At 70.9% G+C, this 19,013-nt stretch carries 16 protein-coding genes; 11 read left to right on the forward strand and 5 right to left on the reverse strand.

The genetic code is table 11. From position 1 onward, the window contains the following. The first annotated feature begins 78 nt into the window (after positions 1 to 78). The 4 genes from polA (at position 79) to N4G70_RS05110 (ending at position 6,170) form a co-directional block, all read left to right on the forward strand. Entirely contained in the window at positions 79 to 2,790 is a 2,712-nt protein-coding gene (gene polA, locus N4G70_RS05095; protein ID WP_261711143.1) for a DNA polymerase I, read from the forward strand. Between the two features lie 353 nt (positions 2,791 to 3,143). Beyond that, positions 3,144 to 4,847, forward strand: a complete 1,704-nt coding sequence (locus N4G70_RS05100; RefSeq protein ID WP_261711144.1) for a lytic transglycosylase domain-containing protein — start codon at positions 3,144 to 3,146, stop codon at positions 4,845 to 4,847. Positions 4,848 to 4,983: 136 nt separating this feature from the next. Continuing rightward, complete coding sequence (locus N4G70_RS05105) at positions 4,984 to 5,139, forward strand: SPW_0924 family protein (protein ID WP_261711145.1); 156 nt, start codon at positions 4,984 to 4,986, stop codon at positions 5,137 to 5,139. Positions 5,140 to 5,174: 35 nt separating this feature from the next. Continuing rightward, positions 5,175 to 6,170, forward strand: coding sequence for a DUF3068 domain-containing protein (locus N4G70_RS05110; protein WP_261711146.1), 996 nt, complete (start codon positions 5,175 to 5,177; stop codon positions 6,168 to 6,170). 42 nt (positions 6,171 to 6,212) lie between these two features. On the opposite strand, the gene hrpB is transcribed toward N4G70_RS05110, so the two are convergent. Further along, positions 6,213 to 8,705 (reverse strand): ATP-dependent helicase HrpB, encoded by a 2,493-nt coding sequence (gene hrpB / locus N4G70_RS05115; protein WP_261711147.1) that lies wholly within the window; start codon positions 8,703 to 8,705, stop codon positions 6,213 to 6,215. 130 nt (positions 8,706 to 8,835) lie between these two features. After that, on the reverse strand, positions 8,836 to 9,675 hold the full coding sequence (locus tag N4G70_RS05120) for a class I SAM-dependent methyltransferase (protein ID WP_261711148.1): 840 nt from the start codon (positions 9,673 to 9,675) through the stop codon (positions 8,836 to 8,838). A 374-nt stretch (positions 9,676 to 10,049) separates the two neighbouring features. On the opposite strand from N4G70_RS05120, the gene rpsA reads away from it, so the two are divergent. Next, the gene (rpsA, locus tag N4G70_RS05125) at positions 10,050 to 11,549 is read left to right on the forward strand and encodes a 30S ribosomal protein S1 (protein WP_053729297.1); all 1,500 of its coding nucleotides are present in this window, start codon (positions 10,050 to 10,052) and stop codon (positions 11,547 to 11,549) included. Positions 11,550 to 11,645: 96 nt separating this feature from the next. On the opposite strand, the gene N4G70_RS05130 is transcribed toward rpsA, so the two are convergent. Beyond that, the gene (locus N4G70_RS05130; protein ID WP_261711149.1) at positions 11,646 to 12,608 is read right to left on the reverse strand and encodes a nitrous oxide reductase family maturation protein NosD; all 963 of its coding nucleotides are present in this window, start codon (positions 12,606 to 12,608) and stop codon (positions 11,646 to 11,648) included. 334 nt (positions 12,609 to 12,942) lie between these two features. On the opposite strand from N4G70_RS05130, the gene N4G70_RS05135 reads away from it, so the two are divergent. The 4 genes from N4G70_RS05135 (at position 12,943) to N4G70_RS05150 (ending at position 15,584) form a co-directional block, all read left to right on the forward strand. Continuing rightward, positions 12,943 to 13,881 carry a PAC2 family protein gene (locus tag N4G70_RS05135; protein ID WP_261711150.1) on the forward strand — a complete coding sequence of 313 codons (939 nt, stop codon included), beginning with the start codon at positions 12,943 to 12,945 and terminating at the stop codon, positions 13,879 to 13,881. 24 nt (positions 13,882 to 13,905) lie between these two features. Next, positions 13,906 to 14,505 carry a dephospho-CoA kinase gene (gene coaE / locus N4G70_RS05140; RefSeq protein ID WP_261711151.1) on the forward strand — a complete coding sequence of 200 codons (600 nt, stop codon included), beginning with the start codon at positions 13,906 to 13,908 and terminating at the stop codon, positions 14,503 to 14,505. A gap of 225 nt (positions 14,506 to 14,730) precedes the next feature. Next, positions 14,731 to 15,117: a DUF3592 domain-containing protein gene (locus N4G70_RS05145; protein ID WP_261711152.1), complete on the forward strand. Its 387-nt coding sequence runs from the start codon at positions 14,731 to 14,733 to the stop codon at positions 15,115 to 15,117. Positions 15,118 to 15,173: 56 nt separating this feature from the next. Further along, positions 15,174 to 15,584, forward strand: coding sequence for a tetratricopeptide repeat protein (locus tag N4G70_RS05150; protein WP_261711153.1), 411 nt, complete (start codon positions 15,174 to 15,176; stop codon positions 15,582 to 15,584). A 49-nt stretch (positions 15,585 to 15,633) separates the two neighbouring features. On the opposite strand, the gene N4G70_RS05155 is transcribed toward N4G70_RS05150, so the two are convergent. Then, positions 15,634 to 15,903, reverse strand: a complete 270-nt coding sequence (locus N4G70_RS05155; protein ID WP_261711154.1) for a DUF6343 family protein — start codon at positions 15,901 to 15,903, stop codon at positions 15,634 to 15,636. A gap of 262 nt (positions 15,904 to 16,165) precedes the next feature. Here N4G70_RS05155 and N4G70_RS05160 point away from each other — a divergent pair, with 262 nt between their 5' ends. Continuing rightward, positions 16,166 to 17,062, forward strand: a complete 897-nt coding sequence (locus N4G70_RS05160; protein ID WP_261711155.1) for an acyltransferase domain-containing protein — start codon at positions 16,166 to 16,168, stop codon at positions 17,060 to 17,062. Positions 17,063 to 17,085: 23 nt separating this feature from the next. Here N4G70_RS05160 and N4G70_RS05165 read toward each other — a convergent pair whose 3' ends face one another. Beyond that, a complete protein-coding gene (locus tag N4G70_RS05165) occupies positions 17,086 to 17,457 on the reverse strand; it encodes a hypothetical protein (protein ID WP_261711156.1) in 372 nt (123 codons plus the stop codon). 242 nt (positions 17,458 to 17,699) lie between these two features. Here N4G70_RS05165 and N4G70_RS05170 point away from each other — a divergent pair, with 242 nt between their 5' ends. Beyond that, positions 17,700 to 19,004 carry a triacylglycerol lipase gene (locus tag N4G70_RS05170; protein WP_261711157.1) on the forward strand — a complete coding sequence of 435 codons (1,305 nt, stop codon included), beginning with the start codon at positions 17,700 to 17,702 and terminating at the stop codon, positions 19,002 to 19,004. Positions 19,005 to 19,013 lie beyond the last annotated feature (9 nt).

The raw sequence follows: 19,013 nt of genomic DNA on the forward strand, positions 1-19,013 counted from the left end.
GGGTGCGGGGCCGGGGTGGGAACGGGGCCTGGCGGGGACTGGCGGGGATTGTCAGTGGGGCGTGGCAGGATCGGGGTCATGGCTGAGACAGCATCGAAGAAGACCCCGGACAACCGACCGCGCCTGCTCCTCATGGACGGGCACTCCCTGGCGTACCGGGCGTTCTTCGCGCTGCCCGCGGAGAACTTCACGACCGCGACGGGCCAGCCGACCAACGCGGTCTACGGCTTCATGTCCATGTTGGCGAACACCCTGCGTGACGAGGCGCCCACGCACTTCGCGGTGGCGTTCGACGTGTCCCGCAAGACATGGCGCTCCACCGAGTTCCCCGACTACAAGGCGAACCGGTCGAAGACCCCGGACGAGTTCAAGGGCCAGGTCGAGCTGATCGGCGAGCTGCTCGACGCGATGCACGTCGACCGGTTCGCGACGGACGGCTTCGAGGCCGACGACATCATCGCCACCCTGGCCACGCAGGCCGAGGCGGCCGGCTTCGAGGTCCTGATCGTCACCGGCGACCGCGACTCCTTCCAGCTCGTCTCCGACAACGTCACCGTCCTCTACCCCACCAAGGGCGTCTCCGAGCTGACCCGGTTCACCCCGGAGAAGGTCGAGGAGAAGTACGGCCTGACCCCGCAGCAGTACCCCGACTTCGCGGCGCTGCGCGGCGACCCGTCGGACAACCTGCCCGGCATCCCCGGCGTCGGTGAGAAGACCGCCGCGAAGTGGATCAACCAATTCGGTTCGTTCGCGGAGCTCGTCGAGCGCGCCGAAGAGATCAAGGGCAAGGCCGGGCAGAACTTCCGCGACCACCTGGACGCGGTGAAGCTCAACCGCCGCCTCACCGAGATGATCAAGGACGTCGAGCTGCCCAAGGGCCCGGCCGAGCTGGAGCGCGCCCCCTACGACCGCAGCGCCGTCACCGGCGTCCTCGACGTCCTGGAGATCCGCAACCCCTCACTGCGCGAGCGCCTCCTCGCCGTCGACCCGGGCGCCGGCGAGGCGCAGGCCCCCGCGCCGGCCGCAGGCGTGGAGGTCGACGGCACGGTCCTCGGCGCGGGCGAACTCGCGCCCTGGCTGGCCGAACACGGCGGCCAGCCCCTGGGCATGGCCACCGTCGACACCTGGGCCCTGGGCTCCGGAAGCGTCACCGAGATCGCGCTCGCCGCGGCGGACGGCGCGGCCGGCTGGTTCGACCCGGCGCTGATCGACGCCGCCGACGAGCAGGCCTTCGCCGCCTGGATCGCCGACCCGGCCCAGCCGAAGATCATGCACAACGCCAAGGCCGCGATGCGCGTCTTCCCCGAACACGGCTGGAGCATCGCCGGCGTCACCATGGACACCGCGCTCGCCGCCTACCTGGTCAAGCCCGGCCGCCGCTCCTTCGCGCTCGACGCCCTGTCCGTGGAGTACCTGGGACGCGAACTGGCCCCGGCCGGCGCCGCCGACGGGCAACTCGCCTTCGGCGCGGACGACGAGGCCGAGGCCGCCGCCCTCATGACGCAGGCGCGCGCCGTGCTCGACCTGGGCGCGGCCTTCGCCGAGCGGCTCAAGGAGGTCGGCGCGACGGACCTGCTGCACGACGTGGAACTGCCCACCTCCCTCCTGCTCGCCCGCATGGAGCGCTACGGCATCGCCGCCGACCGGGCCCATCTGGAGGCGATGGAGCAGCAGTTCGCCGCCGCCGTGCAGCAAGCGGTGAAGGAGGCGCACGCCTCGGTCGGCCACGAGTTCAACCTCGGCTCGCCCAAGCAGCTCCAGGAAGTCCTCTTCGGCGAACTGGCCCTGCCCAAGACGAAGAAGACCAAGACCGGCTACACCACGGACGCCGACGCGCTGGCATGGCTCGCCGCCCAGACCGAGCACGAACTGCCCGTCATCATGCTGCGCCACCGCGAACAGGCGAAGCTGCGGGTCACCGTCGAAGGCCTGATCAAGACGATCGCGACGGACGGCCGCATCCACACCACGTTCAACCAGACCGTCGCCGCGACCGGACGCCTGTCCTCCACCGACCCCAACCTGCAGAACATCCCCGTACGTACCGACGAGGGCCGGGCGATCCGGCGCGGCTTCGTCGTCGGCGAGGGCTACGAGTCACTGCTCACCGCGGACTACAGCCAGATCGAACTGCGCGTGATGGCCCACCTGTCCGAGGACGCCGGCCTCATCGAGGCGTTCACGTCGGGCGAAGACCTCCACACCACCGTCGCCTCCCAGGTCTTCGGCGTCGCCAAGACCCAGGTCGACCCGGAAATGCGCCGCAAGATCAAGGCGATGTCGTACGGCCTGGCCTACGGCCTGTCCGCGTTCGGTCTCTCCCAGCAGCTCAACATCGAGGCGGGCGAGGCACGCGGCCTCATGGACACCTTCTTCGAGCGCTTCGGCGGCGTACGCGACTATCTGCAGCGCGCCGTCGAAGAGGCCCGCGCGACGGGCTACACGGAGACGATGCTGGGCCGGCGCCGCTACCTGCCGGACCTCAACAGCGACAACCGCCAGCGCCGCGAGATGGCCGAGCGGATGGCGCTCAACGCCCCGATTCAGGGCACCGCGGCGGACATCGTCAAGGTCGCGATGCTGAACGTGGACCGCGCCCTGACGGACGCCGGCCTCACCTCCCGCCTGCTGCTCCAGGTCCACGACGAAATCGTCCTGGAGATCGCGCCGGGGGAGCGCGAGCAGGTCGAGGCGCTGGTGCGCCGCGAGATGGCGGGCGCGGTGGAACTCCGCGCCCCGCTGGACGTGTCGGTGGGCGCGGGCCACGACTGGGAGTCGGCGGCGCACTAGGTCATCTGCCTGTCGTCTGCCGGGCCCGGCCCAGGGCCCGGCAGACGGGGGGCGCCTGGGTGGTGCCGGGGTGGGGTGTTAGCCGTCCGTTAGCCGCGGGCTGTTGGATGGTGGCCGTGACCAACAGCCGATGACCGATTTCAACCGTCAGCTGACAGAGCCCCATAGCCTGTCAGCGATCAACAGCGTTCGGTATGCGGATCCGCGACCCGGCCGTCGGCCGGCGGCACCGAGATGGCGAAATGGTGAAAACCGGTCAGCCCACGGTGTCCTGGCATCCTCGGTTGCCGTAGTGTCACGTGAGTCTCGCGCTGGGGAGCGCGGACAGCCGAGTACGGGGAGGGACTTGACGTATGGCACCGCACATGGGCCGACGACTGCGTAAGGGAGCGGGCACCACGGCGGTGGCCGCGCTGGCGGTGGCGGCGTTGTCCGCATCGCAGGCGCCGGGAGTCGTGCACGCGAACAGCCCGATCGACCAGGCGGCCTCGGACGCGACGCCGACCCCGTCGCCCACCCCGGACGCCCCGGCCTCCGGCAACTCGCCGTACTACACGGACCTTCCGCCGCTGGTGTCGCCGACGCCGCCGCCCAACGCGTCGACCGGAACGCTTCCCGTCGGGGACCAGCAGGGAATACCCGCGACGGTTCTCGACGCGTACAAGAGGGCGCAGACCGCGCTCGCGACGGACCGGCCGAACTGCCACCTCCCCTGGCAACTCCTCGGCGGTATCGGCAAGGTCGAGTCGGGGCACGCCAATGGCGGCCGCGTCGATGTCAACGGCACCACGCTCACCCCGATCCTCGGCCCGGTGCTCAACGGCGCGGGCTTCGCCAACATCACCGACACCGACGGCGGCGCGTACGACGGCGACAAGGTGCACGACCGGGCCGTCGGACCGATGCAGTTCATCCCGTCGACCTGGGCGTCCTCGGGCCGGGACGGCAACGGTGACGGCGTCAAGGACCCCAACAACGTCTACGACGCGTCGCTCGCCGCCGGTTTCTACCTCTGCGGAGGCGGCCGCGACCTGGCGGTGAAGGCCGACCTGGACAAGGCGATCCTGAGCTACAACCAGTCGCAGGAGTACCTGACCACGGTCACGACGTGGTTCGACTTCTACCGGCGCGGCACCCACGAGGTCCCCGACGGCACGGGCTCGCTGCCGGTGCGCCGCAGTGACCAGACCCCCAGCCCCCGCACCATCGGCAAGCAGCCGCCCCTCACGCCCCAGACACCGCCCAGCACCAAGCCGGCTCCTAAGCCGACCCCGCCCGCCCCGCCGGTCAAGCCCCCGGTGCCGCCCACCAGGCCCGACGGCGGCGGCACGACGCCGACACCCGTGACGCCCCGGCCCACGACGTTCGAGAGCACCGGCGCCAAGGAGCTCACGGCGTTCGCCGGCGGCGCGTTCGCCGGGCAGCCGATCGCTCGGGTGAAGGACGCGTCCGGCAAGGTGATGGCGAAGGTGGCGGTGAAGTTCGAGATCGTCGGCGACACCGACACCCGCTTCGCCGGCGCCGCGACCTCCGTGACCGTGACCACCGCGGCGGACGGCACCGCCGCCGTGCCGGCCCTCAAGTCGGGCGAGAAGACGGGCACGTTCACCGTGCGGGCCACCGTCTCCACGACCGCGCTGCCCGCCATCCAGTGGAAGGCGACGGTCGTCGCCCGCCAGGCCGACGCGCTGCTGCGCGCCGACGCCAAGGAGCTGACGGCCGTACCGAGTGGCGAGTTCGCCGCCCAGGTGTCCCTCAAGGCGACGTACAAGGGCGCGGTCGCCTCGGGCGTGACGGCGTCCGCGACCATGGTCGAGTCACCGTCCGCAGGCGCCGACCCGAAGGCCGCGCCCAAGGTCAACGACAAGGGCCCGTACTTCAAGGACGCCAAGGGCAACCCGGTCCGTGAACTGAAGGACCTGAAGACCGACGCGAACGGCGCCCTGGTACTGCCGAAGATGTACGCGGACGGTCAGACCGGCACCTTCCTGCTGCGCGTCACCACCGAGGGCGGCGCCACGCTCACCCTCGACCTCAAGGTCGCCGCCGCTTCCTGACGGCCTCGCGGTCACGTCCTTTTCAGCAGCCCCTCCGCCGTCCGACGGCAGAGGGGCTGTTCGACGTGTTCTCATCTGTGCCGGGCGTTGCTACGGTGCCTCCTCCTGACGCTCCATCAGTTCCCGGAGGCCGAGCATGCGTGCCCTCATAGCCGCCGCGATCGGGTTGGTTGCCGCCCTCGCCCTCGTCCTGACGGTCTCGGCCATGGGTGCTCCCGAGGGCACGACCTCGCCCAAGCCGCTGCTCACCACCGTGCCCAGCGCCCCGGGGAAGATCACCCAGACCAAGTAGACGATCACGCAGACCAGTTGAGGGAGAGCAGGTCCATGCGACGCAAAGCCAGTCTCGTCCTGCTCGCCCTTGCCGTGTTCTTCGCCGCCCTGTCACCCCTGCTGCGCTGGTACGCCTTTCCCCGGCTGGCGAAGATCCCGCCCAGCCAGTACCAGGAGGCGGTTCTCGAAGCGAAGAACGCCACCCTCATCGACTACGGCACCATGCAGTCCAGGACCGTCCCGAAGGTGACCGTCGTCCAGACGCTCAAGGGCAATGTGGAGGCGGCCAGGGAGATCGAGAAGAGCGCGGGGCGGGACGTGGTGGTGTGGGACACCCTCGCCTATGTGCAGGGCCCCGACGGCAAGATGGTCTCCCAGATACCCGAGCGCTACATCTTCGACGCCCACAGCCAGGCGCCCGTCCACGCCACCGGTGAGATGGTCGACGGCGACCCGGTGCAGCGCAAGGGCATCGAGTTCAAGTGGCCCTTCCTGACCGAGAAGCGGGACTACGAGTACTTCGACTTCCAGGCCCGCACCTCGGCGCCCATCCACTACAAGGGCACCCAGAAGTTCCACGGCCTCGACGTGTACTACTTCGAGCAGACCATCCCGTGGACCAAGGTGCCCTACCCGAAGAAGATGCCCCTGCCGGGCATCGACTCCAGCACCCTGGAGAAGTCCACCGGTACCTCCCTCTGGTACACCACCACCCGGAAGTTCTGGATCGACCCGGTCACCGGCGCCCCCGTCAACGGCGAGGAACTCAACCAGGAGGAAATGCGCGGCGGCACCCTCCTCGGCGGCCGCGACAAGGTCACCGTGTTCGCCGGCGACGTCAAGATGCGCGAGGACTACGTCGAGCACACCGTCGACCTGGTCAAGAAGAACCGCGTCCTGATCCTGCTGCTCACCTCCTATCTCCCCTGGGGATTCCTCGGGCTCGGGATCGTCCTGCTCGCCCTGTCCCTCTGGCTGGAGGCCCGCGGCCGCCGCCCCAGCGATCCGCCGCCCGCCGTCACCGAGCATCTCGACCCGGCCATCGCCTGATCACCTCCCCGCCGTCGCACGAGCCGTCACCTGATCCCGCCCCTACCGCGCGAGCCGTGCCTTGGTGAACCGGGTCGGCTGCGCCGCCGTCGGATCCTCGGGCCACGGGTGCTTGGGGTAGCGCCCGCGCAACTCGGCACGGACCGCGCGGTATCCGTCCCGCCAGAAGTTCGCGAGGTCGGCGGTGACCGCGGCGGGCCGGCCGGCGGGGGAGAGCAGATGGACGAGGACGGGCACCCCGGCCACCTCCGGTGTGCCGTCCAGGCCGAACATCTCCTGCAACTTGACGGCCAGGACCGGCTGTTCACCTCCGTACTCCACCCGTATCCGCGACCCGCTGGGAACCTGGATGCGTTCCGGTGCCAGCTCGTCGAGCCGGGCCGCCTCCCCGGTCGCCCACGGCAGCAGCCGGTTGAGCGCGGCGCCCGCCTCGATCCGCCCGAGGTCGGCCCGGCGCCGGGCCCGCGACAGCTCCGGCTCCAGCCAGTGGGAGGCGCGGGCGAACAGTTCCTCGTCGGACACGTCCGGCCACGGCTCCCCGAGCACCCGGTGCAGAAAGGCGAGCCGCTCCCGCAGCCCCTGGGCGTCCCGGGTCCAGCGCAGCAGCCCGAGCCCCTCGCGTGCCAGGCCGTCGAGCAGCGCCTGACGCACGAGCGAGGCGTCGGCGTTCTTCAGCGGGCGTACGGACAGCTCGATCGCGCCGAGTCCGGCCACCCGGCGGGCCACGACGTCGCCGTCCTCCCAGCGCACCTCCTCGCCGTCGGTCAGCAGGTGCCCCGCGGCGAGCCGGGCGGTCGACTCGTCGATGACGGCCGCCAGACGGACCCGGGCGGACGCCGCCTGCACCGGCCGGTCCGCGACGGCCACCGCCAGCCAGCCCGCCGTGCCGAGCCCGGAGCCCTGCCCCACCTCGGCGCCGGTACCGGACGCCATAAGGAACGAACCGCCGCCACGACCCCGCGCCACCCGTTCCGGGAACGCCAGCGCGGCGATCAGCCCGGTGGCGGCCTCGGCGGAGCCCGCCTCGGGATGGGTTCCGGCGAACGAGGCGAGGCGTCGCACCTCCTGGAGCCAGCGCGCCGCGTATCCGTCCCCGCCCCGGCGCGCGGTGCGCCAGGCCGCCGCCAGGTCGTCCCCGTACTCCCGCGGAGGCTCCTCGCTGAGCAGGGCCACCACCTCCGCCGCCCTGCGGGCGCCGACCTCCGAGGCGCCGTCGAGCAGGGCCCGCGCGAGCCGGGGATGCAGGCCGAGCCGGGCCATGCGGGCACCCCGGTCGGTGGCGCGCCCCTGGTCGTCGACCGCGCCGATCGCCGTCAGGACCGAACGGGCCGCGGCCATCGCGCCCGCCGGCGGCGCATCGAGCAGGGCGAGGCCCTCGGCCGAGGGATCGCCCCAGCAGGCGGCCTGCAGGGCGAACGCGGCCAGGTCGGCGACCTTGATCTCGGGGGCCGGGAAGCGCGGCAGGCGATTGTTCTCCGCCTCGGTCCAGCACCGGTACACCGCGCCCGGCGCCTCGCGACCGGCCCGGCCCGCGCGCTGGCGGGCCGCCGCCTGCGAGGCCCGCACCGTGGTCAGCGCGCCCAGGCCGCGGGCGTGGTCCACGCGCGGTTCGCGGGCCAGGCCGCAGTCCACGACCACCCGCACCCCGGGCACCGTCAGTGAGGACTCGGCGACCGAGGTGGCGAGCACCACTCTTCGCCCCTCGGAACCGGCGAGCACCGCGTCCTGCACGGAGGCCGGGGCCCGGCCGTGCACCTGAAGCACCTCCACGCCCGGCAGATCGCCCAACTGCCGTGCCACCCGGGCGATTTCACCCACCCCCGGCAGGAAGCACAGCACGTCGCCGGCCCGCTCGGTCAGCGCCCGGCGCACGGTGGCGGCCACATGGGAGAGCAGCGCCGGGTCCACCCGCATGCCGTGCGGTGGCCGCACCGGCTGCGAGGGCGGGGCCCACACCACCTCCACGGGGTGGGCGACCCCTGCGGCCTCCACCACCGGCGCGTCCCCGAGCAGCCTGGCCCAGCCCTCGGCGTCCGTCGTCGCCGAGGCCGCCAGCAGGCGCAGCTCGGGTCGCAGTGCGGCTCGTACGTCGAGCAGGAAGGCGGCGACGGTGTCCGCGTCGAGATGGCGCTCATGGCATTCGTCGAGCACCACGACGTCGACCCCGGTCAACTCCTGGTCGCGTTGCAGGCGTTGGAGCAGCACGCCCGTGGTGACGACCTCCACGACGGTCTCGGCGCTCACGGAACGTTCGCCGCGCACGGTGAAGCCGACCCGTCCACCGGTGCGCTCGCCGAGCAGCCAGGCCATGCGGCGTGCGGCCGCCCGTGCCGCGATCCGGCGCGGTTCGGCGACCATGACCCGCCGCGCCGGGCCGCCCCCGACCAGCCCCGCCAGGACGAGCGGCACAAGGGTGGTCTTGCCGGTGCCGGGCGGGGCGCACAGCACCGCCGTGCCGTGCCCGTCGAGTGCGGCGAGCAGCTCGGGCACGGCCTCGCGTACGGGGAGGGCGTCGAGTGCGGCGGTTCGGATCATGCGCTCAGTGTCGTACGTCCCGCCGGACGGCGTGACGCTCTGTCCACAGGGCCGGTCCATTTGTATGACTGACGCTGGGCACCACGTGGCGGGCTCGCCCCGTGCGGGCGAGCGGGCCGGCCCTACGAGGTCAGTCCCGTACGCACACGAAGATCGCGGTGCCGGGGATCAGATTGCCCCGCAGCGGGGACCAGCCGCCCCACTCCTGGCCGTTCCAGGCCGGCCACTCCGGCTCGACCAGGTCCTCCAGGCGGAAGCCGCCCGCCACCACGTCCCGCACCCGGTCGCCCAGCGTGCGGTGGTGCTCCACATAGACCGCGTCACCGTTCTCGTCCTGCTCGACATAGGGCGTGCGGTCGAAATAGGAGGCGGCCACGGACAGACCCTCGGGGCCCGGCTCGTCGGGAAAGGCCCAGCGGATCGGGTGCGTGACCGAGAAGACCCAGCGGCCGCCGGGGCGCAACACCCGGCGGACCTCGCGGAACACCTTCACCGGGTCCGCCACGAAGGGCACCGCGCCGTACGCCGAGCACGCCAGATCGAAGGAGCCGTCCTGGAACGGCAGGGCGCCCGCGTCCGCCTCGATCAGCGGAAAGGCGCCGCCGTCGATGCGCAGCGCGTGCTGGAGCTGGCGGTGCGAGAGGTCCAGGGCCACCGGGCGCGCGCCCTGGGCGGCCAGCCAGCGCGAGCACTGGGCCGCGCCCGCGCCGATCTCCAGGACGTCCAGGCCCTTGAGGGACTCGGCCGGGCCGAGCAGCCGCGCGTCCGCCTCGTCCAGCCCCTCGGGCCCCCACACGAACCGGTCGTCCCCGAGGAACGCGCCGTGGTCGGTCTGGTACTCGTCGGCGTTGCGGTCCCACCAGCCCCGGCTGGCCCGGCTGCTCTCCGTGTCCCCGGCCGTACGGCGGGTCGCCGCGGGCTCGGCATCGGAGCCGTTCTCGGACTCGTACGCTTGGATCTCTTGGCTCATCGTGTCCGTCGTTGTAGTTTGCGCGGAACGCGACCCCGTGTTCTCGAAGGTTCTCGAAAGAGGTCTGCGGGGCCCATCGGGGCCTCGGGGAACCTTAGTTGTGCCGGGATTGCGGGGATCCTCCCCGGGTGTGCGCCTTCGCGCATTGACCCTGTCCGGCTGCCCCCGTATGCTACAAGTTGCGCTGCGAGCCTGCGCACCTCAGACCTAGCAGGCGCGCTTCCATCTGTTGTATGTCCCCTCGGTTGTCGAGGCGCCATCCGGACCGACCCGGATCGGCGCTTCCCAGGCTGTCCGGCTTATGCAGAGGCGATACGGGCTTTCGGCGTGGCAGTACCTACGACTTTCTGTCCGTAACCGGAGCCCTTTCCCACATGACGAGCAGCACCGAGACCACCTCTACCACTCCGCAGGTAGCGGTCAACGACATCGGTAACGAGGAAGCCTTCCTCGCCGCGATCGACGAGACGATCAAGTACTTCAACGACGGCGACATCGTCGACGGCGTCATCGTGAAGGTCGACCGGGACGAGGTCCTGCTCGACATCGGTTACAAGACCGAAGGCGTGATCCCGAGCCGCGAGCTCTCGATCAAGCACGACGTCGACCCGAACGAGGTCGTCAAGGTCGGCGACGAGATCGAGGCCCTGGTTCTCCAGAAGGAGGACAAGGAAGGCCGCCTGATCCTGTCCAAGAAGCGCGCTCAGTACGAGCGTGCCTGGGGCACGATCGAGAAGATCAAGGAAGAAGACGGCATCGTCACCGGTACCGTCATCGAGGTCGTCAAGGGTGGTCTCATCCTCGACATCGGCCTCCGTGGCTTCCTGCCGGCCTCCCTCGTCGAGATGCGCCGTGTCCGCGACCTCCAGCCCTACGTGGGCAAGGAGCTCGAGGCGAAGATCATCGAGCTGGACAAGAACCGCAACAACGTGGTCCTGTCCCGCCGCGCCTGGCTCGAGCAGACCCAGTCCGAGGTTCGCCAGACGTTCCTCACCACCCTGCAGAAGGGTCAGGTCCGCTCCGGCGTCGTCTCCTCGATCGTCAACTTCGGTGCCTTCGTGGACCTGGGTGGCGTCGACGGTCTCGTGCACGTCTCCGAGCTCTCCTGGAAGCACATCGACCACCCGTCCGAGGTTGTCGAGGTCGGCCAGGAAGTCACCGTCGAGGTCCTCGACGTCGACATGGACCGCGAGCGTGTCTCCCTGTCGCTGAAGGCGACGCAGGAAGACCCGTGGCAGCAGTTCGCCCGTACGCACCAGATCGGGCAGGTCGTCCCCGGTAAGGTCACCAAGCTCGTTCCGTTCGGTGCGTTCGTGCGCGTCGACGAGGGCATCGAGGGCCTGGTCCACATCTCCGAGCTGGCCGAGCGCCACGTGGAGATCCCGGAGCAGGTCGTCCAGGTCAACGACGAGATCTTCGTCAAGGTCATCGACATCGACCTCGAGCGTCGCCGGATCTCGCTGTCCCTGAAGCAGGCCAACGAGTCCTTCGGTGCCGACCCGGCGTCGGTCGAGTTCGACCCGACCCTGTACGGCATGGCCGCGTCCTACGACGACCAGGGCAACTACATCTACCCCGAGGGCTTCGACCCCGAGACCAACGACTGGCTCGAGGGCTACGAGACCCAGCGCGAGGCGTGGGAGGGCCAGTACGCCGAGGCGCAGTCGCGCTTCGAGCAGCACCAGGCCCAGGTCATCAAGTCCCGCGAGGCCGACGAGGCCGCCGCTGCCGAGGGCGCTGCCGCTCCGGCCGGTGCCCCGGCGGGCGTCTCCGGTGGTTCGTACTCCTCGGAGTCCGACGACAACTCCGGCGCCCTGGCGTCGGACGAGGCGCTGGCTGCCCTGCGCGAGAAGCTGGCGGGCGGCCAGAGCTGACGCTCTGATCCCGGCTGGTAGATAGCTGAAAGTAAGGCCCGCTCCCCTTGGGGGCGGGCCTTACTTCATGTCCGCAGGCGACCGGAACGCGCGTCCCTACGGGGTGACGGGGATATTGGTCAGCCCCTCGCCGCCGATGACCGTGTTGCTGCGGTAGACGGTCGTGGGGCACGTGGCCGCGCTGTAGTTGGTGACGTTGACGGCGAGCCGCAGCGCGCCGGGGGAGTCGCTCAGGTCCGAGGTGTTGGAGCGGAAGACCGTGCCGCATCCCCAGCCGGACTGCTGGGTGTGGGTCTCGTAGCCGTTGTTCAGGGTGTGCACCCCGGTGTTGTTCTCCACCAGGACGTCGTTTCCCTTCACGTCGACCCAGGAGTCGTCGAAGTGGGCGTTGGTCAACCCGCTGCCGTCGAAATGGTTGCCCACGATGCGGGTGCCGGTGGTGCCCTCCTTCACGTCGACGTTCTCGCCGCCGACGCCGGGCCCGATGGTGTTGTCGGTGATCTCCACCTGATCGCTGCGGTCCGACAGATCGCCGGCCGTGCCGACGTACACGCCCTCGCCCATGCCGCTGCCGTCCCGGCCGGTGTCGTAGATCCGCGAGTTCCTGATGAGGCCGTTCTTGCTGGACTTGCGGAAGTGCACGCCCTCCATGGTGAGGCCGTGCACGGTGACGGAGTCCAGAACGACCCCGACGGCGGTGTCCATCACGATGCCCTTCTGGCCGCCTGTGACGGTGAGGCCCTGGACGGTCCAGTACGAGGCGCCGTTGAGGTGGAGCCCGTAGCCGCCGCCCGCGGTGAGGACGGCCCTCGACGAGCCGGCCAGGGTGATCCGCGCCGAGGCGGTTCCGCCCGTCGTCGCCTTGAAGTTGCCGGTGTACGTGCCGTCGGCGAGCTTGATCGTGTCGCCGGGCTTGGCCGCGGCGAGGGCGGACTTGAGCTGGGCGGCCGTGGCCACATTGATGACCGCCGCGGTATCGGCGTGGGCGGTCGTGAGGGCGGGGACGCCCACGGCGAGGGTGGTCGTCAGCAGGGAGAGAAGCAGCGGGCGCGTGCGCATGGGGGATCCTCCGCGTCAATGCCATGTTCTCGTACATGAATGGGGGGCGAGAACCTGAACTCCGTACCGCTGGGTGAACCTAGGGTGGCCCTGTGGGCATGTCAAGGTCTGGACCAGAGGGCGCCGGATCGGAGATGCCGAGGCTCAACTCGGCTTGCCCACAACCGAGTTGGCAGACGCCTCGGCCCCGAGGGGCTTCCTGTGGGCGAACACGTGGTCCGGGTACCTGGTGAGCCTCTCCGGCGAGCGCCGCTTTGCGGGAAAGGGGCGCGGACGGGAATGCCCGCGTCCTGGCGGTCGTTCTTCCTGGTGAACACGAGGAGGAGCGGTAATCGTGCTTGATCCGCAGAGTTTGTACGAATGGGAGCCGAAGGGCCTCGCCGTCGTCGACATGGCGCTCGCGCAGGAGTCGGCGGGCCTGGTCATGCTGTACCACTTCGACGGCTACATCGACGCGGGTGAGACCGGCGAGCAGATCGTCGAGAAGGTGCTGGACACACTGCCCCACCAGGTGGTCGCCCGCTTCGACCACGACAGACTCGTCGACTACCGCGCCCGCCGCCCCCTGTTGACGTTCCGGCGCGACCGCTGGACCGACTTCGAGGTGCCCGCGCTGGAGGTGCGCCTGGTGCAGGACGCCACGGGCGCGCCCTTCTTGCTGATGTCGGGCCCCGAGCCGGACGTGGAGTGGGAGCGCTTCGCGCTGGCCGTGCGCCAGATCGTGGAGCGTCTCGGTGTGCGTCTCTCGGTCAACTTCCACGGCATCCCGATGGGCGTGCCGCACACCCGCCCCGTCGGCCTCACTCCGCACGGCAACCGCACCGACCTGATGCCCGGCCACCGTTCGCCGTTCGACGAGGCGCAGGTGCCCGGCAGCGCGGAGTCGCTGATCGAGTACCGCCTCATGGAGTCCGGCCACGACGTCCTGGGCGTCGCCGCCCATGTGCCGCACTATGTGGCGCGTTCCTCCTACCCGGACGCGGCCCTGACGGCCCTGGAGGCGGTCACGGCGGCAACGGGCCTGGTCCTGCCGAGCGTCGCGCACAGCCTCCGTACGGAGGCGCAGCGCACCCAGACCGAGATCGAGCGGCAGATCGGAGAGGGCGACGAGGAACTGGTCAGCCTGGTGCAGGGACTTGAGCACCAGTACGACGCGGTGGCGGGCGCCGAATCGCGCGGCAACCTCGTCGCCGAGCCGGCCGATCTCCCGTCGGCGGAGGAGCTGGGCCGCGAGTTCGAGCGCTTTCTCGCGGAGCGGGAGGGCGATGCGTAGTGGCGTCCGCCTAAGCTTCCGCTCATGCTGAAGGTGGGCCTGACCGGCGGTATCGGCGCCGGCAAGAGCGAAGTGTCACGGCTGCTCGTCTCCTACGGAGCCGTGCTGATCGACGCGGACAGGATCGCGCGCGAGGTCGTCGAGCCCGGAACTCCGGGCCTGGCGGCGGTCGTCGAGGCATTCGGCCCCGACATCCTGTCCGCCGACGGCACCCTGGACCGCCCCCGGCTGGGGGGCATCGTCTTCTCCGACCCGGAGAAGCTGGCGACCCTCAATGGCATCGTGCATCCGCTGGTGGGCGCGCGGTCCGCCGAGCTGGAATCGGCGGCCGGCGCCGACTCCGTCGTCATCCACGACGTTCCCCTCCTGACGGAGAACGGTCTGGCGGCCCTCTACGACCTGGTGGTCGTCGTCGACGCGAGCACCGAGACCCAACTCGACCGGCTGGTGCGCCTGCGCGGCATGGCGGCCGACGAGGCCCGCGCCCGCATGGCCGCCCAGGCCGACCGATCCCAGCGCCTGGCCGTCGCCGACCTCGTCATCGACAACGACGGCCCGCTGGAAGCGCTCGAACCCCAGGTGCGCAAGGTGTGGTCCGAGCTGCTGGAGCGAACCGCACGGTAGCGGGCGAGGCAGGGCGGGGGCCTTGCTGCCTCCATGCCGGGCACACGGCCGCCGTATGCGAGCGGTTCGGCAGCCGTGTCAGAACCCCTGGAAGACTCGCGGGCGGGGGCCCGGGACTCCCCGGGCGCTGCGGATACGTAAGCGAACCGTACGGATTTCCCTCATCATGCTGGGTTTCCCGGGCTTGCCCCGCCGTCCGTCGCCGGTGCGGATTACGATCCGACCGTGCTCTTCGTACTGGCGGGTTTCACGGCGATCGGCGGCCTGGTGGCGCTGCTCGCCGGGGCGTACGGGCTGCGGGAGACCCGGCGCGTCGAGCGGGCGGGGGAGCCCGCGTGGGCGCTCGTGAAGGCGCCCCCGCCTGGCTCGACACGTCCTCTCCTCCAGTTCGAGACGGCTGACGGTCTCGTCCTCGAACTCCCTTCGCCCGTCCCGCCGAGCCGCCGCGAACCGCTTCCGCCGGGCGTCGGCGTCCGGCTGTCCTACGACCCGGAGGACCCCCGCAGCATCGTCCTCCTTGGCCGCCAACGCACCTCCCTGGACCGGGCGTTCATGGTGGCGGGCGGAGTCCTCGTCACGCTCGGGCTGACCCTGGCGGCGGCCGCCCTCTGAGCCGTGGCGCCGGGGCGTAAGCGTGTTCACAGGCGTACGGAATACCGGGGCCGGGCATGGCGTTGACATCGCGCAGCGAGGGAAAGGACAGGCACGTGGCCGAAAGCACTCCCGAGACCCACGTCATCGACTACCGCGCGGCCGAGCAACTCCTGGCCGCCCGGGATCCGCGTGGTGCCGTGAAACTCCTCGACTCGGTCATCGCGGCCCACCCCGAGAACACCGCGGCCCGCCTGCTCAGGGCCCGCGCCTTCTTCGCCTCGGCCCAGCTCCGCTCGGCCGAGCTGGAGTTCCAGCTCGTCCTGGAACGCGAGCCGGACAACGCCTTCGCCCACTTCGCCCTGGCCCGCACCTATGAACGCCAGGCCCGCCCGGACCAGGCCAAGCGCCACTTCCGCCTGGCCGCCGCCCTGGACCCGAAGCCGGACTATGTGGCGGCGGCACGCTTCGAGGAGGACGGGGACTAGCGGGGCCGGTGGTGCCTGCTCCGGGGCTCGGGGGAGGCGGGGCCGGCCCTCACGGGCGGCGTTTGCGCAGCGGCTCGTACGGCGGGACGTCGCGGCCCGGCTGGTAGTGGGGGCCCTGCCGGATATGGCGGACGATCACGAACAGATCGACGACGATGACCGCCGACAGAACCGCGCAGGCCGCCATCCACCCCGGCCGTCCCTCCAGCGCGAAGCCGACCGTGCCACCGAGGGCCCAGATCAGGCCCCAGATGCTCAGCCAGAGCCGCATCCGCAGGGGACTGCGGGCGGTGATCGGTTCGTTACCGGTACGCGGCATGGTGATCGCCTCTATAGAGGGTGTACCCGCTGGGGCGGGGGTGAAAGCGTGGGGCGTGTCGAATCTGCCGGGCGGCGCGTTCCTGGTCTCCGAGTGCCGTATTCACGGGGCGGCGCGGAGGTCGTGCGCGCGGCGGATCCAGGCGCTTCCAGGTGAGGGGGAGCAAGCCGGGGCCGGGCCGCCGGGGCGCGCGAGGCGCGTCCAGAGGGCGGGCCCGCGCATACTGCGGCGCGAAGGCAGCGCGCTGGCTAGGGTGGCGCGCATGCCGCTCCCCGACGACCTCCCCGAGACGCTGCTCGACCTCGCCGTGCCGCACCAGGACATCAACGAACTGACGTCGCTGGCCGCCCGGTTCGGCGCCGAACCCGCGCTGGGTGATCTTCTGGAGGACTCCGCACGGGCTCTCGTCCAGGACATCGGAAACGTCGACGTACGGCCCGAACTGCCGCCCCTGCCAGAGGGGTTGGGTGATCTGGAGCGCTGGTTCCCGGTCTATGTCGCCGTCGCCGCGCTGCCGTACACCAGGGCCTACCACCGGGAGCGCGGCATCCCCGACGACGTCTCCCGTCGTACGCTCGCCGACCTCGGGCGCCACATCGCGCTGCACCGCGAGCGGCGCGGGAGCGGCGGGCTGACCGTGCCCGGATGGCTGCGGCTCCACTCCCGCGGGGAGATCTACCAGCTCGGCCGGCTCCAGTTCCAGCGCTCACGCCTCGGTGAGCGTACGGGCCGGGGCATTAGGGCGGCAGGCTTCGACGCGAACCCCGGCGACCGCTGTCTGGACCTTCATGTCCCCGACTTCCGGGGCCCGTTGACGCCCGAGGCGTGCGCCGACTCCATCGCCCGGGCCAAGGAGTTCTTCGCGCGCCACTTCCCCGATGAGGGGTATCGGCTCGCTGTGTGCCACTCCTGGCTGCTTGACGCGCAGTTGCGCGACTACCTGCCCGAACACTCCAACATCGCGCGATTCCAGGGTTTGTTCCGCGCCGCCTACAAAGACGACGAGCCCGCCGACGGCGAACCCGTCGGCTTCGTCTTCGGCAATCGGGAACTCCCCGTGGCGGAACTGCCGCAGCGCACCACCCTGCAACGCGCCGTCGCCCGCCATCTCCTGGACGGCGGCCACTGGTATGTGGGGCACGGATGGTTCGAGCTGTAGGAGCCCTGCCCGGGCGAACCGGCTCAGTGCACGAAGCTGTAACTGCGCCAGGGCGCGGCCTGAGGGGCCGTGTTGTTGGCGAGTCTGCTGCCGAGATACGTCGTGTCCTTGCCGGTGCAGTCGGGCGTCCGGTACATGACCATGTCGACCAGCGTGTTGTTGTAGACCTCGGTCGTGCCGGCCGGCGGGAGCCGGTGGCAGCCCCGCACCTTCGGGCTGGTCACCTTGACGGACGTCTCGGGTCCGATGGTGTACGAGATGGTTCCGACGGCCGTCCGCCCGAGGCTGGAGCAGGCCGTGGTGGCGAGGATCAGCAGCATCGCCCCGCCGGCGATCCGCGTCCGGCGACGGCGGCGCGAAGTCGGCTTGGGGGACTGGGACGCGGGCACGGACATGAGCGGTCCTCGTCTGTACGGCATGACTGCGGCGGTCAGTGCCGTCAGCCTGCCCTCTGCTCCCGCTTCCGGCATCCGGTGCGGGCCCCGGCTAGCCCGCCCGGGCGAGGAGGCGTCGACAATCCACAGTTCCGCCTCGTCTTATGTGGTCCGCACACATCACTTCCGGAGCCGCGCGCTGCATAGCGTCTACCCGGACAGGGCGGGTTTCGCGGTGGTGCCGAGGCAAGGGGGACCGGGTCGTGCGTTACGGACAGCGTGCCGGATGGGGAGTGATCGCCGCCGTCGTGGCGGTGGTGGCGGGACTCCTCGGCGGTGGCGGCGCGGCGAGTGCGGCCGGGGCCACCGCGTACCCCGCCCACCTCTCGCTGGAGGCGAGCTACGGCGCGGGCACCGTCACCAACGGCTGGGAGAAGGTCGAGCGCTTCCGCGACACCACCGCGGGATTCGCGGCGGGCGCCGCCGAGGGCTATCCGCCGGACGGCCGCGGCGATCAGGACGGGGTACGCGTGACGTACTTCGGCAAGGTCGCGCGGCCGGCCTCCGACCGCTTCCTGCTGTACTCGGCGCCCGGCTGGAACACCGGCGCCCAGAGCGTTCCCGTGCTGCTCGTGCACGGCGCCAACGACACCGCTGACCGGGCCTGGGCCAACCCGGGGGAGTCCGGCGGCTACGGCTGCGGCGCCGTGTCCTGCCCCTCCACCGGCCTCATGCAGTACCTGTCGTCGCGCGGCCGGCGCGTCTTCGCCATCGGCTTCGCCCACAAACAGGGCGACAACCTGATGCAGGCGCAGGCCGTCGGGGACGCCGTCGCCGCCATCAAGGCCAAGCTCGGCGTCGCCAAGGTCGATCTGGTCGGCTGGAGCAAGGGCGAGATGTCGACCCGCGCCTATGTCTCGTCGGTGAAGCCCTCCTGGGGGCGGGCCTACGCCGGTGACGTACGGAAACTGATCACGCTCGGCGGCCCCAACGGCGGCTACGACTACCCGTACGCGCACGGCTGGGCGCACGACTTCTCCATCTGGCCCGAGTGCGGCGGCAAGATCAACGCGCCGTCGCCGCACTCCAGGATGACCTGCTACGGCACCTACACCGCGCACCCCGAGTACTCCATGACGCCGTCCGGCGGTTACGACGACTACCCGGGCCAGCGCCAGATGCTGGCCCGCTGGGACTCGGTGTACGGCGTCGACCAGTCCGCCCAGGACTGGTACACCACCTACTACGGCGGCCAGGGCTTCTACACCGCCGGAGACGGCATCCAGAAAGCGCTGGACAGCGGCTCCCTGGTGGCGCCTTTGCGGCGGGCGGGGGTCCCCGCGTCCGTCACCACCTATCTGCTGGCGGGAGCCACCCCGAACGTCATCGGCATCGTCAATGAGAACCGGGGACCCAGCGACGGAGTCGTCTTCATCTCCAGCGCGCTGGACACCACCGGGATCGCCACCGTGGGCGGGACGGCCACCGTGACGGACGCCAACCACCTCGAACTCGGCTGGAACAGCACATCCGCCGCCCAGGTAGCCGCCTGGCTCGCACTCCCCTGAGGAACCGTC

Origin of the sequence: Streptomyces sp. ASQP_92 (assembly GCF_025399895.1) — a bacterium.
Taxonomy (GTDB): domain Bacteria; phylum Actinomycetota; class Actinomycetes; order Streptomycetales; family Streptomycetaceae; genus Streptomyces.

Bases quoted from the DNA above. Each gene is read 5' to 3' on its own strand.
- N4G70_RS05130 (WP_261711149.1), bottom strand. From the start codon at position 12,608: ATGCGCACGCGCCCGCTGCTTCTCTCCCTGCTGACGACCACCCTCGCC.
- N4G70_RS05100 (WP_261711144.1), top strand. From the start codon at position 3,144: ATGGCACCGCACATGGGCCGACGACTGCGTAAGGGAGCGGGCACCACG.
- N4G70_RS05105 (WP_261711145.1), top strand. From the start codon at position 4,984: ATGCGTGCCCTCATAGCCGCCGCGATCGGGTTGGTTGCCGCCCTCGCC.
- polA (WP_261711143.1), top strand. From the start codon at position 79: ATGGCTGAGACAGCATCGAAGAAGACCCCGGACAACCGACCGCGCCTG.
- N4G70_RS05165 (WP_261711156.1), bottom strand. From the start codon at position 17,457: ATGTCCGTGCCCGCGTCCCAGTCCCCCAAGCCGACTTCGCGCCGCCGT.
- N4G70_RS05120 (WP_261711148.1), bottom strand. From the start codon at position 9,675: ATGAGCCAAGAGATCCAAGCGTACGAGTCCGAGAACGGCTCCGATGCC.
- coaE (WP_261711151.1), top strand. From the start codon at position 13,906: ATGCTGAAGGTGGGCCTGACCGGCGGTATCGGCGCCGGCAAGAGCGAA.
- N4G70_RS05155 (WP_261711154.1), bottom strand. From the start codon at position 15,903: ATGCCGCGTACCGGTAACGAACCGATCACCGCCCGCAGTCCCCTGCGG.
- rpsA (WP_053729297.1), top strand. From the start codon at position 10,050: ATGACGAGCAGCACCGAGACCACCTCTACCACTCCGCAGGTAGCGGTC.
- N4G70_RS05150 (WP_261711153.1), top strand. From the start codon at position 15,174: ATGGCGTTGACATCGCGCAGCGAGGGAAAGGACAGGCACGTGGCCGAA.
- N4G70_RS05160 (WP_261711155.1), top strand. From the start codon at position 16,166: ATGCCGCTCCCCGACGACCTCCCCGAGACGCTGCTCGACCTCGCCGTG.
- N4G70_RS05110 (WP_261711146.1), top strand. From the start codon at position 5,175: ATGCGACGCAAAGCCAGTCTCGTCCTGCTCGCCCTTGCCGTGTTCTTC.
- hrpB (WP_261711147.1), bottom strand. From the start codon at position 8,705: ATGATCCGAACCGCCGCACTCGACGCCCTCCCCGTACGCGAGGCCGTG.